The sequence below is a fragment of the Streptomyces paromomycinus genome, assembly GCF_003865155.1.
Classification (GTDB): Bacteria; Actinomycetota; Actinomycetes; order Streptomycetales; family Streptomycetaceae; genus Streptomyces; species Streptomyces chrestomyceticus.
In genome coordinates this window covers 6,034,258-6,047,614 of the sequence record NZ_BHZD01000001.1, presented here as the reverse complement: position 1 = coordinate 6,047,614, position 13,357 = coordinate 6,034,258, and the positions used below count along the sequence as shown (strand labels likewise).

General features: G+C 72.6%; 7 protein-coding genes and 1 pseudogene. 3 read left to right on the top strand and 5 right to left on the bottom strand.

All coding sequences use genetic code 11. From position 1 onward, the window contains the following. Positions 1 to 54: 54 nt before the first annotated feature. The 3 genes from OEIGOIKO_RS25905 to OEIGOIKO_RS25895 form a co-directional block, all read right to left on the bottom strand. Entirely contained in the window at positions 55 to 1,200 is a 1,146-nt protein-coding gene (locus OEIGOIKO_RS25905) for a glycosyltransferase family 2 protein (protein ID WP_125056026.1), read from the bottom strand. Positions 1,201 to 1,269: 69 nt separating this feature from the next. Further along, positions 1,270 to 2,424, bottom strand: coding sequence for a glycosyltransferase (locus OEIGOIKO_RS25900; RefSeq protein ID WP_125056025.1), 1,155 nt, complete (start codon positions 2,422 to 2,424; stop codon positions 1,270 to 1,272). Continuing rightward, the gene (locus tag OEIGOIKO_RS25895; protein ID WP_246177534.1) at positions 2,411 to 5,395 is read right to left on the bottom strand and encodes a bifunctional glycosyltransferase/CDP-glycerol:glycerophosphate glycerophosphotransferase; all 2,985 of its coding nucleotides are present in this window, start codon (positions 5,393 to 5,395) and stop codon (positions 2,411 to 2,413) included. Before OEIGOIKO_RS25895 ends, OEIGOIKO_RS25900 begins: the two co-directional genes overlap by 14 nt. 368 nt (positions 5,396 to 5,763) lie before the next feature. On the opposite strand from OEIGOIKO_RS25895, the gene OEIGOIKO_RS25890 reads away from it, so the two are divergent. The 3 genes and pseudogenes from OEIGOIKO_RS25890 to OEIGOIKO_RS25880 form a co-directional block, all read left to right on the top strand. Beyond that, positions 5,764 to 8,358, top strand: a complete 2,595-nt coding sequence (locus OEIGOIKO_RS25890) for a YfhO family protein (RefSeq protein ID WP_246177533.1) — start codon at positions 5,764 to 5,766, stop codon at positions 8,356 to 8,358. 78 nt (positions 8,359 to 8,436) lie between these two features. Then, positions 8,437 to 9,408, top strand: coding sequence for a glycosyltransferase family 2 protein (locus OEIGOIKO_RS25885; RefSeq protein WP_125056023.1), 972 nt, complete (start codon positions 8,437 to 8,439; stop codon positions 9,406 to 9,408). Next, positions 9,405 to 9,866 (top strand): annotated as a pseudogene (locus tag OEIGOIKO_RS25880) (GtrA family protein); the annotation flags it as partial. The gene OEIGOIKO_RS25885 and the pseudogene OEIGOIKO_RS25880, both read left to right, overlap by 4 nt. Before the next feature lie 128 nt (positions 9,867 to 9,994). Here OEIGOIKO_RS25880 and OEIGOIKO_RS25875 read toward each other — a convergent pair. After that, on the bottom strand, positions 9,995 to 12,229 hold the full coding sequence (locus OEIGOIKO_RS25875; RefSeq protein ID WP_170251858.1) for a PIG-L family deacetylase: 2,235 nt from the start codon (positions 12,227 to 12,229) through the stop codon (positions 9,995 to 9,997). Positions 12,230 to 12,588: 359 nt separating this feature from the next. Beyond that, a complete protein-coding gene (locus tag OEIGOIKO_RS25865; RefSeq protein WP_125056021.1) occupies positions 12,589 to 13,221 on the bottom strand; it encodes a TetR/AcrR family transcriptional regulator in 633 nt (210 codons plus the stop codon). Positions 13,222 to 13,357 lie beyond the last annotated feature (136 nt).

Here is a 13,357-nt window from a genome sequence, read left to right as displayed (position 1 = left end):
CCGGGGGCGTACGTGTTCTCAGGTTTTCAGGCCGTTTCCCGGGCATGCGCCTTTTCAGGCCGTTTCCCGGGCCTCCGCCGGCCGCAGTGCGTAGCAGACGTCCGGGATGCCGCGCTCCGGGTCGCGGAAGTACGGGTAGGCGGCGTACTCCCGGCCGTCCTCGCCGGTCACCGGCGGCCCCGGCTCCCGCCCGGTGTCCGCGCCGATGATCTCGCTCAGCTCGTCCACCATGCCTTCCCTCAGACAGTGCGCGCGCAGCCGCAGCCGGGGCGGGAGGGCGGCCAGCACCCGGCCGGTGAGGTAGGACTCGACCAGCGGGCGGGCGGCCTTCGCCATGGCGTGGCGCCCCTCGGTGTCCCGGGCCAGGTACGGCGCGGCGAACTGGGCGAGGATCTCGCCGTGGAAGTGGCGCACCATGAGCGTGTCGCGCTCGGGGCCCGGCGGCACCAGGTCCGCGACCTGGGCGAGCACGGTCGCGATGTAGCCGAGGTGCTCGGGCCAGTCGAGGTCCTGGCGGCTGGCGTTGGAGTCGTCGTCGCGGCCCTGGAGGTAGTAGCAGTCGTAGTCGCCGAGGACGGAGACGGTGTTCGCGCCGAGCAGGGCGCTGATGCCGAAGGGCAGGTCCTCGGCGAGCAGCCGCCCTTCGACGAAGCGCAGGCCGCGCTCCTGGACGTAGGAGCGGCGGAAGAGTTTGTAGGCGGCCAGCGTCCAGTAGACGGGCGAGTCCCAGGGCGTGACGCGGGGGCTGGTGGTGCGCAGGTCGACGGGGGCCGGGCGCCCGCCGGTGCCGACTATGCGCCCGTAGACGAGGTCGGAGCCGTGGGTGTCGGCCAGGGCGGTGAGCCGTTCCAGGGCTTCGGTGCCGAGGTGGTCGTCGGAGTCGAGGAAGAAGAGGTACCGGCCGCGGGCGTGGTCCATGCCGACGTTGCGCGGCCGTCCGGCGCCGCCCGACGGCGGCTGGTGGAGCACGGTCAGGTTCGGGTGCGTACGGGCCTGTTCGTCCAGCCAGGCGCCGCTGCCGTCGTCGGACCCGTCGTCCACGGCGATCACCTCGACGGCCTCAGGCCCGAGGCTCTGGGCGAAGACGGACCCCAGGCACTGTCCGAGGTAGCGCCGGGTGTTGTGCACCGGCACGACGACGGAGACGGCCGGGTCGCGGGGACCCCGGCCGTCGGGAGCGGGCGGACGGTCTGCTGCCACGGTGTGCCTCTTCCGTCATCCGGTACGGGCCGGCCCCGCGGCGTGCGGAGCCGGCCCGTCCAGGGTGCCTCAGCGCTCCAGCAGGGCGAAGAGATCCTCCCAGCGCTTGAGGATCCGGTCGGTCGAGTAGCGCTGGACGTTCTCCCGCGCCGCCGTGCCGAGCCGGTCACGCAGTTCCTTGTCGGAGATCAGGGCGTCGATGTGGCGGGCCAGTTCGGTGGTGTTGCCGACCACGGCCAGCAGGCCGTCCTCGCCGTCCCGCACGATCTCGTGGACGCCGGGCGCGCAGTCGAAGGCCGCACACGGCACGCCGCTGGCCATCGCCTCCATGAGGGAGAGCGGGAAGCCCTCGGCCCGGGAGGACTGGGCGAAGACGGACGCGCCGCGCAGCGCCCCGGCCACGTCGTCGGTACGGCCCATGAACTCCACGGAGCCGTCCAGGCCGAGCATGGCGGCCTGCTTCTTCAGCAGATCCTCGTCGTCGCCGGAACCGTAGATGCGCAGGGTCCAGTCCGGGTGGTCCGGCGCGACCACGGCCCAGGTGTCGAGGAGCAGGTCGACGCCCTTCTCGTCGGAGAGCCGGCCGATGCTGGCGACGACCTTCGCGGTGCGGTCGGAGGGCACCTCGGGCGTCACCGGCAGCGGGTTGGGCATGAAGTCCGCGTTGTCCATGCCCTGGCGGATCCACCGGTCGGCGTCCTCGCGGGTGAGCGCGAGCAGCCGGTCCACACCCTTGTAGTACTTCTTGACCCGCCCGAAGCGCGAGGAGTTGCGGCAGGCGTCGAAGGACTCGTGGGTCATGCCGACGACCGGCAGGCCCGCGGTGTCGGCGAGCGCCACCCACTCCATGGCCCACACCTGCGTCACGATGACCACGCCGCCCGGCCGGGCGCCGCGGAACAGCGCGCTGAGCTTGTCCGCCTGCTCCTGCATACCGGCCTGGCGGGCGGCGCGCCGCCGCTGCTCGGCGATGTTCAGCCGGCCCTTGATGCCGCGGGGAGCCGGTACGGCTCTGGGCGGGTGCACGTCGTACAGGGTCGTGGTGGCGTACGGCAGGTCGTCGCCGAGGTCGGCGCGCAGCTCCTCGGGGGCCGGTACGACGCCGACGACGTGCACCCGGTGGCCGCTTTCGGTGAAGAGCCGGGCCATCTGGTGGGACCAGGTGGTCACACCGCCCATCTCGTCGACGTTGTTGTTGACGATGAAGATGTCACGCCCGGTCATGGGCTTCCCCCTTCACGGAAGAACCGCTGTGCGCGGAGCCGGTGATGACGGTGGGGCCGGGCAGCGCTTCGCCGTACGCCGGGCCGCTGTCCGCCGGGCGGTCGGCGCCTGCGCCCCCGCCGAAGAACCGGCCGACGATCTGGCGGGCCGCGTCGCCCTGGTCGTACTCGCCGAACTCGGCGGTGAAGCGGCGCCGCGCCTCCCGGTGCCCGTCGTCGGCCGCCTTGAGGCCCTCGATCGCCGCGAACAGCTCCTCGGCGGTCTCCAGCACCGGACCCGGCGCCTTCTCCTTGAGGTCGAAGTAGGTGCCGCGCGCCTCGTTGGCGTACTCCTCGTAGTCGTACGCGAAGAACAGCATCGGCCGGTCGAGCAGGGCGTAGTCGAACATCACGGAGGAGTAGTCCGTGATCATCCCGTCGGCGAGCTGGAGCAGCGGGGTGATGTCGTGGTACCCGGTGACGTCGATGACCTTGCCGCGTACGGAGGGCGGCAGCACCACGTTGTTCAGGTAGTGCGAGCGCATCAGCAGCACGAAGCGGTCGCCGAAGCGCTCGGCGAACTCGTCCACGTCAAAGGGGAGTTCGAAGCCCCGTACCGAACCGTTGGGGTTGGCGCGGAAGGTCGGCGCGTACAGCAGCACGGTCTTGTCCGCGCCGATGCCCAGCTCCTCGGCGAGCGGGCCGCGTTCGCGCGCGCCGCCCGCCTCCTCGGCGCGGCGCGTCGCGACCAGCGCGTCGTTGCGGGGGTAGCCGCTGCGCAGCAGCACCTCGTCGCGCAGCCGGAAGGCGTTGGCCAGGGTCCGTACGTCGTGCTCGGAGCGGACCAGGAAGTGGTCGAAGCGGTCCAGGACCTTCTGGAAGTCCGCCTTGGCGGCCCGCGTCTTGAGCTTCATGCGCGGCTCGTCGAAGCCCATGCGCTTGAGGGCGGAGCCGTGCCAGGTCTGGATGTAGGTGGTCTCCGGGCGCTTGACCAGGCGCAGCGGGAAGCCCTGGTTGTCGATCCAGAACTCGGCCTGGGCGAGGGCGCGCAGGTACTGCCAGCTCCAGCGCTTGACGAGGGTGGCGTCCTTGGGGAAGCCCTCCGGCTTCCGGCCGTCGTAGGACCACACGGCCTCGAAGTCGACGCCCTGGCGGCGCATCTCCTCGTAGACGGCGCGGGGGCTGTCGCTGTACTGCTTGCCGAGGTGGCTCTCGAAGACGACCAGGCCCTTGCGGACGGGCAGCTTGCTGAACACCTCGTGGTAGACGCGCAGCTTGGTCTCCCCGGAGTTCAGGTCGCGCTGCGCCTTGCGGGCCTTGCGCACCCCGCTCTTGGCGAGGTCGGCGGCGGGGCTGCGCAGCGCCTGCCGCAGCACGTCGTTGGTGCGGCGGGCCGCCTTGCCCTGGGCGTCCAGGACGAAGGTGAGGTGGCCGCGCTTGGAGGTGGCGGGCTCGACGCGGTCGGAGACCAGCCGGGTGAGCCGGGGGCGGACCCGCAGCGCGTGGGCGCTGTCGAGGTCGACGCCGCCGACGGTCAGGCGGGTACGGGTGGTGACGCCGTCCACGTCCAGGATCAGCCGGACGTCCCAGACGGCGTCGATCATGCCGAGCGGGCGCAGCCGGCGGGCCAGGTCCAGTTCGGCGTCCCAGTGCAGGCCGTCCGCCGCGATGCGCAGGGAGGTCAGCGGGAAGGAGAACGCCTGGAGGCTCTTGCGGCGGGCCTTCAGTTCGAGCCGGCCGCGCAGCGGGGTGCCGGGGGTGACCTTGCCGAGCGGGTTGACGACGGTGCCGGCCAGCCGGACGGTGCCCTGTCCGTCGTCCTCGTAGGCGGTGAGCTGGTTGCGCAGGAACAGCTTGCCGACCGAGCGGGTGTGGTACCCGGCGTCGGTGACGTCCAGGACCCGGCGGCCCTCGGGGTCGTCGAGGTGTTCGGCGCACCAGTAGATGCGGCCGTCGCGTTCGGCGAGCGGCGAGGAGAGTTTGTCGCGGTTGATCAGTGTGTCCACCGCGGGCATCAAATTCGCCCAGTCCTCCCGGGCCAGGAGGTAGGCGCAGATCGCCTGAATGCGCTGGACGCGTTCGTACGCCTCGGGGGCGATACCGGCGAGATAGCCGTTGGCCATCCGGGCGAACTCGCGGCGGTAGTCCTCGTCCAGCAGCGGAAGATCACGCAGATGCAGCACGAGGTCGTGCTTGAGGAACTTGACGTCCTTGTGGAATTTGAGGTCGTCCAGCCCCTCGCGCTCCAGCAGTTCGTCCACCCGGCGGTGGATCTCCATGCGGTGCGCGAAGTTGGCGATCTCGTGCCGCCGGTTGCTGATCGATTTGGTGGCGGCCTTCTCGAACACGTTCCAGAAGTAGACGTGGTTGGGGATCAGCGTGATGCGCTGGGCCGCCACGTAGGCCTGGGCCGAGAAGAGCAGGTCCTCGTAGTGGATGCCGACGGGAAAGACGAGCCCGGCCGCCAGGAGGAATTCCCGCCGGTAGCACTTGTTGGTCGACAGCGTGTCGAAGACCAGCAGGTCGGGCAATTCGGAAACGGATTCGATCGTCCGGGTCCGGGAGTACAGCCAGGGATACCACTCGGTCTGCTTCTTGTTGCGGGAATCGACCTCGACCCGGACACACATGCCGGAGACCAGGTCGGCGCCGGTGCGCTCGGCCGCCTCCAGCATGTTGCGGCAGGCGTTCGGCTCCAGGACGTCGTCGCTGTCCAGGAACATCACGTAGCGGCCGGTGGCGTGCTGGACGCCGTGGTTGCGGGGCGCTCCGCAGCCGCCGCTGTTCTCCGGCAGCTGCAGCGCCCGCACCCGGTCGGGGTGGGCGGCGGCGAGCCGCCGGGCCACGTCGAAGGATCTGTCCGTGCTGCAGTCGTCGACGATCAGAACTTCGACTCCGTGGAGCGTCTGGTCCAGTACGGACCGGACAGCCGTCGGTAGCCGGTCGGCGTCGTTATAGACGATCACGACTACGGAGACGTCAGGCACGGGCACCCCAATCCTCTTTTCATAGCGCTGCGGGATCCCAAAGCTACCTTGGCCAGCGACCGGCCCGGCACGCCGTCGACCGGCGTACGAGCGCACGTTCGCCGCCGCACCTCGCTCTTGTCAAACCGCATTATTGCGGACATTTGACTTACCGTAGGACGCTCGACCCGGGGACGATCACCCGCATCGAGATCCGGGTCCCGACATGCCGTACATGAAAAACGCATCACCCAAAAGCGGCATCTACTCGCTCAAGACGCAGGTGACCAGGGAAGCGCGGCCGCCCCGTGAATGTGACGATCAAAATGCCGACCGCGCCGGGCCGGCGCCCGGCGACGCCGTGGTACGCGCCGTCTTTCGCAGCATTGCTGGCCATGGGCGCCTATTGCCTCGGTATGACGATGCTCGGCAGCTATCCGTTCGGTACCCGCTCGCGCGCCGTCAACGACCTCGGAAATCAGTTCGTACCGTTCCACGCCCATCTGTGGGACTTGCTGCACGGCAACACCACCGGTGACCTGCTCCTCAACTGGAACAGCGGTTACGGCGTGCCCTTTCTCGCCGACTTCCTCACCTATCTGATGAATCCGTTCTCCTGGCTTGTCGGCCTCTTCCCGCGCGACCTGGCCGAGCTGCCGGTGTTCCTCGTCACGCTGGGCTGCATCGGCCTGGGCTCCGCCCTGATGACCGTCCTCCTCGGCCGGGTGCACCCCGGCGCGCCCTGGCCGCGCGCGCTGCTCGCGGTGGGCTACGGCACCTGCGCCTGGGTCGTGAGCGACGGCACCGCCGACCCCATGTGGATGTGGGGCCTGGTCTCACTGCCGCTGACCGGCATCGCCGCCGACTGGTGCCTGCACCGGCGCCGCTGGGTGGCGGGCGCCCTGCTCGTCGGCGTGTCCTGGGCGGGGAACTTCTACACGGCGGCGATGGCCAGCCTCGCCATGGCGCTGGTGCTGGCGGTACGCCTGCTGCTCGCCGCCGAGGTGCCCGTACGCGACCGGCTGCGTTCCCTGGTCCGCGCCGCCACCATGGCGCTCACCGGCATCCTGCTGGCGGCCCCCGCGATCACCGTCACCCTCGAGGCCAGCAAGGCGTCCCGGCCCGCGCCGGAGGCGGTCTACCGGGGGCGGCCGCCGACGCTGGACTTCGTCGCGGAGCTGCTGCCCGGCGGGCGCGGCTCGGTGCCCGCGCCGCACCTGTTCATCGGGATGCTGGGGCTGCTGCTGGTGGCGGCCTTCCCGTTCGTCCGCGCCGTTCCGGTCCGGACGCGCGTCGCCTGGTACGGGCTGGCCGCCTGCGTCGCGGTCTCCTTCGTGTGGAAGCCGACGCTGCTGCTCTGGCACGGACTGGCGGTCCCCAACGGCAGCCCGTACCGCGCCTCCTTCGTGCTCAGCGCGCTCCTGGTGATCATCGCGTGGCTGGCGCTGGCGCACCGGCCGCGCCCGCGCGAGCTGGCGGCCGGCGCCGTCCTGGTCGCCCTGATCGCCGCGCTGTGCAGCGGCCGCAGCGTGGTCGGCCCGGCCACCTGGATCCTGGTGGCCGGATGCGGCCCGGTGGTGCTCGCCGCGCTGTCGGCGCTGGCCGGGCATCGCGCGCGCAGCACCGTACGTACCCTCGCCACGGCCGCCCTGACCTGCGCGGTCTTCTTCGGGTCGGCCTATGCGGCGTTCTCCGTGACGGCCGTCAGGGACCAGCTCGCCTGGTGGGACCCGAAGATCACGCTCGACGACCGCTCGATCGCGGTGCACCGGGAGATCAAGGCACGCGAGGACTGGCCGCGCTCCCGCACCGACCCCGGACCGCACGAGTTCGCCAACAACGACCCCCTGCTGCTGGGGGGCGAGGGCGGCTCGTACTACAGCAGCTACGTACCGGAACGGACCGCACGCACCCTGCGCGAGCTGGGCGGCGGCTGGTACATCCACGGCCGTCACCTCCGCAGCGTCGAGGACCCCGTCAGCCGCGCGGTCCTGGCGGTGAGCAGCTTCCGCACCGGTCCGCAGGCCGGACCGGTCGACGTGGGGCGGGCCGCCGCCGCGCCCCTGCTGACCGTACGGCCCGGCCTGTCGGCGGGCGACCTGGACCAGTCACGGCGCGGGACGGCCGGGCGGGGCATGGACGTACGCGCCGATCCCCGCGTCGGCGGCGGCTCGGTCTTCGCCCGCCAGGAGCGGCTACTGGGTGCGCGGGTGTACGAGGTGCCCACGCTGCGCCTGGCGGGCGGGGGCAGCGGCGGCACCGGGGGCCCCGCAGCGGGGAGCCATGCGGCGGCCGCTCCCGAGAGCGGGGCCGTGCGTCCGGTGCCGCGCCTGGTCGACGGCGAGTGGCGGCTGCCCGCGACCCGCCGGGGCGGCGCGGCCCTCTTCACCGTCCGCTGCACGCCGGGCTCCGACGTCTTCTGGTACGCGCCCTGGTACCACGGCAAGGTACGGGCCGCCGGCCATACCTCCCCCGGGTTCGGCATCCGGGAGACGACCGCGAATCCGGTCAAGGGCCTGGGTGTCGCCCCGCCCGACGGACGGCTGACAATCGCCTTCAGCAACCCGAGGGCCCAGCGCGTCCCCGAGCACCCGCTCGGCTGCCTGAGCCGCGAAAAACTTGCCACCGCCGTCGTCGGCCTGCGGAAGCAGGGCCCGGTGCGGCTCTCGTCGAACGGCCACGGGCTTGTTGCCGAGTTGCCCGCGCACAGCACCGGCACGGCCGTCCTCGCCGTCCCGGCCGTCCCCGGCTGGGGCTGCCGGGTGGACGGCGGCGCCTCCCGCGCCCCGCACTCGTTCGGCGGCCTGGTCGCCGTACCGCTCGGAGCGGGCGCCACGCGCCTGGACTGCTCGTACCGGCCACCCGGGCTGCTGCCGGGGCTGGCGGCGAGCGGCGCCGCGCTGGGGGTGCTGGCGGCCGTGGCCGTCGCCTGCGGCGTGCGGCGGCACCGGGGCGGAGCGCACCGCCCGGCCTCTTCGCTCGAATCGTGACATTTCATCTGATTAGTAGAATTGCTGCCTGGGACGTGGTGGCTCCCGCCGCGCTCCGCCCCGGCGAAAGGGCTCCCCATGAAGCTCTCGGTCGTTGTCCCCTGTTACGACGAAGAGGAAGTCATCGGGCACTTCGACGAGGAGATCCGCGTGGTGCTCGGACAGCTCGCCGTCGAGTACGAGCTGTGCTACGTCGACGACGGCAGCACCGACGGCACGCTGCACCGGATACGCACCCTCGCCCAGCAGCACCGCCCCACCACCCGCTACCTCTCCTTCAGCCGCAACTTCGGCAAGGAGGCGGCGATGCTCGCGGGCCTGAAGGAGGCCAGCGGCGACGCCGTCATCCTGATGGACGCCGACCTCCAGCACCCGCCCCAGCTCATCGAGAAGATGCTCGACCTCTACCAGCTCGGCCACGACCAGGTCATCGCCAAGCGCAGCCGGGACGGCGACAAACCGCTGCGCAGCGTGTGCAGCCGCCTGTACTACCGCGCCGTCAACAAGTGGGTGGACGTGGAACTGACCGACGGCGTCGGCGACTTCCGGCTGCTGTCCCGCACCGCCGTCGACGCGCTGGTCTCGCTGCCCGAGTACAACCGCTTCTCCAAGGGCCTGTTCTCCTGGATAGGCTTCGACACCGTCACCTTCGACTACCGCAACGCCCGGCGCGAGGGCGGCCGGACCAAGTGGTGCTTCGGCGCCCTGGTCAACTACGGCATCGACGGGATGATCTCCTTCAACAGCCGCCCGCTGCGGGTGGCGATCTACACCGGCCTGAGTTTGGCCGCGCTGGCCGCCGCGTACGCCCTGTGGATCGTCGGCGCCGCGGTCGCCGGCGGTATCACCGCGCCCGGCTATGTGACGCTGGTGGCGATCATCGTGGGTCTGGGCGGCCTCCAGATGGTGATGCTCGGCCTGATCGGCGAGTACATCGGCCGCATCTACTACGAGACCAAGCGGCGCCCGCACTTCCTGGTCAAGGAGACCAACGGGACGGCGCCCACCCACACCCCCACGGCCCGGGTCGCCGGGCGGACCCGCCGATGAGGCATCGGCCCTACCGCCGCCCGTACCGCCGTCCGTCACGGGGCCGGTCCCCGCTCGGGCGGCTGCCGCTGGGGCGGCTGCTGCGCTTCGCCGTCGTCGGCGGCGTCAACACCCTCACCTTCTACGGGTGCTACCTGGCACTGCACCCCTGGATGCCGTACTTCGCCGCCTACACGGTCGCGTTCCTGTTCAGCATGGTCGGCTCGTTCTTCCTGAACACCTACTTCACCTACCGCACCCGGCCGAGCTGGAAGAAGTTCCTGCTCTTCCCGCTCACGCAGGTCACGAACTACGTGGTGCAGAGCGTGGGACTGGTGGTGCTGGTGAACTGGTGCGGGCTCGGCACCCGCGTCGCGCCGCTGCTCGCGGCGGTGCTGGCGATCCCGTTCACCTATCTGGTGTCCACCCGCATTCTGGTGCCGCGGGCGCGGGATGCCGGGAAGGCCGCTCCGGCCGGGGGTGCCGCTCCGGTCAGTGAGGCCGGGGGTGCCGCTCCGACCGGCGAGGCCGGGGGTGCCGCTCCGGCCGGCGAGGCCGGGGGTGCCGCTCCAGCCCGCGAGGCAGACCGCCGTACGGGGGACGAGGCTCAGCCGGCGCGTTTCGCCGGGCCGCTCTGACCCCGTGGGGCCGGCTGGGCCCGCCACTCCTGGAACGCGCCGTCCGCCCCCACGTCCCGCTGCCGCACCACATGCAGCCGCCCGTCGTTGCCGAGGACGGCCAGCACCGCGCGGCCGTCGGTGTCCTGCCCGACGGCCGCCGCGCCCGAGTGCGGCACCTTCCCCGTCAGCCAGCGGCCCGGCGTGTCCTGCCCCGCGTCGCTGAGCGCGTACCGCAGCAGGCCGGCGTTGTCCCGCCCCGCGACCACGACGGTCCGCGCGGGCTTGCCGACGGCCGCCAGGGCCACCCGCCCGTATCCGCCGACCGGCTCGTACCGCGCCGACTGCCGCCAGGCCCCGGGCCGCGGCCGCCGCTCGGCCAGCAGCACCTGGGCCGTGGTGCTCTGCCGGTACGCGAGGCGCACCTCCCCGCCGCCCAGCGGCACCAGGCTCAGCGGGCCCCCGGGCTCGGGCAGCCCGGTGTCCCCGGTGGGCTCCGGTATCTGCCCCGCCTCCCTCGACACCCAGTGGTGCACGGCCCGGTCACTGGGCGCCACGACGTGCACCAGCCCCTCGGAGTCCACACACGCGTCCAGCCCGTCCACGACAGCCGGCACCCGGCCCCCCGCGCCGGGGGAGGCCGTCGGCGCTTCCAGGTGCCGCCACAGCGACCAGTCCCCGCCCTGGGCGCCGCTGCGGTACGCGATGCCGCCGCGCCAGTCGCGGGCGAAGAGGTGCACCGTGCCGTCCTGGCCGACGGCCGCCGCCGGGAAGCCCGTCTCCAGGGACTTCAGCGGCGCGGCGTCCGGAGTGCCCAGCGACTCCCACGGGCCGAAGGCCGGTACGCCGTTGCGCGCGGTGCCGTTCTGCAGGGCGGTCAGCAGCTCGCGGCGGTGCGCGTGGTTGGGGGCGGGCAGGACCGTACGGGAGACGAAGAGCTGGAGCGCCCCGCCGGGGTGGCTCACCGCGTGGACCTGGCCCTGGAGGAGGCCGCCGCCGAGCCGGTGCGGACCGCTGAAGGTGCCGTTGCCCGGCGCGGTCTCGGCCCAGCACACGGCGGTGCCGTCCAGCACGGCGAAGGCGGCGAGCCGGCCGTCCTTCAGGGGCCGCAGCCAGCTGTTCGAGCCGGGGGCACGCAGCCGGGTGCTGCGCGTCCAGTTGCGTGACCAGCCGTCGAGAGCCGAGCCGCCGACCTTGCGGTCGCCGCAGCCCGCCCGGTCGCCGCAGTCGCGGCCGTCGGCCCACCCGTAGACGGACAGCAGCTCGGCCTTGCGCCGGGCGGTCGGCAGGTCGACGTTGTTGGGCAGTACGCCCGCCTCGTACCCGATGTAGTTCTCCACGACGGTGGGACGGCTGGGCCTGCCGCCCCAGTAGGCCGCCAGGGCCGCCTGTGTGAAACAGGCCGAGCTGATGTGGTCCTGGTGGTCGTAGTACTGGAAGCCGCGCAGCTTCGGGTCGTCGGTGGGCGGGGGCTGATGCGGGGCATGCACCGCGTTCGGGTCGAGGGTGCGCACCACGGTGGGCCGCACCCGTTCCAGCAAAGCCGTCAGCGACTCGACGACCTCCTCACGGGTGTACTGGAACGTGCGCTGCACGGGAGTGCCCTCCGACCGCAGCGTGGGCAGCACGTCGACGGCGCCGAGCCACAGCCCGCGCAGGCTCCGCGCGCGCGGCTCGGAGACGGTCCGCGCCTCCACCAGCTCCATGAAGACGAGCTGGTTGCGCGGCGCGGCGCGCAGCGTCTGGATCTCGACCTGGAAGCCGGGCAGCAGGGAGATGGCCTCGACGTCCCAGGGGCTGAGCGGGTCGCCGGTGGCCATCACCGCGTGCGCGGCCCGCAGCCCGTTGGTACGGGCGCGCGCGAACGCCGGGCGGTCGCGTGGCGGCATCCGGTCCCCGCGCCCGTGCTCGGCGGTGTTACGGCCGTCCGACTCACCGCCGGTCAGACACACCGTCACCGAGCGGGCGCCGCTGCGCACCGACTGCTCCAGCGCCGGGTTCATGAAGTACAGCGAGTCGTCGGCGTGCGCGATGACGTGCAGGAACGCCTGCTCCGCGCCGGACGCGGCGGCCTCCCGCTCCAGCGCCGGGTCGGCCACCTGCGACAGCGGCATCCCCGGCCCGATCCAGGCCCACCCCGCGGCTCCGGCCGTCACCGCGGCCGCGCCGCCCCCGGCAACCTGGAGCAGCCGCCGTCGGGACCACCGGGACGGGTGCGTCGGCACAGGTCACGCCCTCCACGGCGCCCGGCCACGCCCCGCTCGTCACCACCCGGCCCACACCGGAATGAGCCACCTCGCGCACTGCACCTCCCCAGTATTCGGCCGCGCGGCGCGCGCCGCTCGCCCGATTAGTCCGGGGTCGCGGGGGCGGGGCCTTCGCGGTGGCCGTAGGAGGGAGCCGGGACTGAGGCCGGGGCCGGGGGCCGGGCCGGGGCCGATACCGGGACCGGGGGCCGGGCCGAGGCCGGTACCGAGACCTGGGGCCGGGTCGGGGCCGGGATCGGGCCGAGGCCGGTACCGGGACCGGGGGCCGGGGCGGGGGCCGGGGCGGGGCCGAGATCTGGCCGGGGCCGGTTGCCGCGCTACGCCTCCAGGGCCGACGCCACCGCGAGGGCCAGTTCGTCCAGGTAGCTCTTCGGGAGTTCGTCGCGCACGACCATCAGGCGCCAGTAGAGCGGGCCGGTCATCAGGTCGAGGGCCAGGCGCGCGTCTGCTTCCGGACGCAGCTCGCCGCGTTCGACCGCACGGGCCACCATCGCCGCCGCGACGCCCTGCTGGCTGTCGAGCAGGGCGGTGCGCAGCGCTTCGGCGATCTCGGGGCTGCGCGCGGCCTCGGCCAGCAGGTCCGGGATGATCTGCGAGGCCATCGGGTGCCGCAGCGCGCGGGCCGCGACCTCCAGCAGCATCCGTACGTCGCCGCGCAGCGTCCCGGTGTCCGGCGTCGGCAGCCCCTCGGCGGCCACCGCGGAGACCACGTCCAGCACGAGGTGCAGCTTGGAGCGCCACCGCCGGTAGACGGCGGTCTTGCCGACGCCCGCCCGCCGGGCGATGCCCTCGATGGACATCCGCGCGAACCCCACCGCCGCCAGCTCCGCGAAGACCGCGGCGCGGATCGCCTCGGTCTTCTCCTCGCGCAGTACGGCGGCTCCGGCCGGCGTCCGCCGCCCGCCCGGTACGCCCGGTGTCCTGGTCATGTCCGTGCCGTCCTTTGCCATGCCTTGATCGTAGCGTCGCGACGGAACGGTTACGTCGCGACGGGACGGTCACGTTCCGACGGGACGGACACGTTCCGACGGGACGGCTGCGTTCCGACGGAACGGACACGTTCCGACGGAACGGCTACGGCACGAC

Coding starts and splice junctions, on each gene's coding strand:
- OEIGOIKO_RS25900 (WP_125056025.1), bottom strand. CDS start 2,424: ATGACCGGGCGTGACATCTTCATCGTCAACAACAACGTCGACGAGATG.
- OEIGOIKO_RS25890 (WP_246177533.1), top strand. CDS start 5,764: ATGGGCGCCTATTGCCTCGGTATGACGATGCTCGGCAGCTATCCGTTC.
- OEIGOIKO_RS25885 (WP_125056023.1), top strand. CDS start 8,437: ATGAAGCTCTCGGTCGTTGTCCCCTGTTACGACGAAGAGGAAGTCATC.
- OEIGOIKO_RS25865 (WP_125056021.1), bottom strand. CDS start 13,221: ATGGCAAAGGACGGCACGGACATGACCAGGACACCGGGCGTACCGGGC.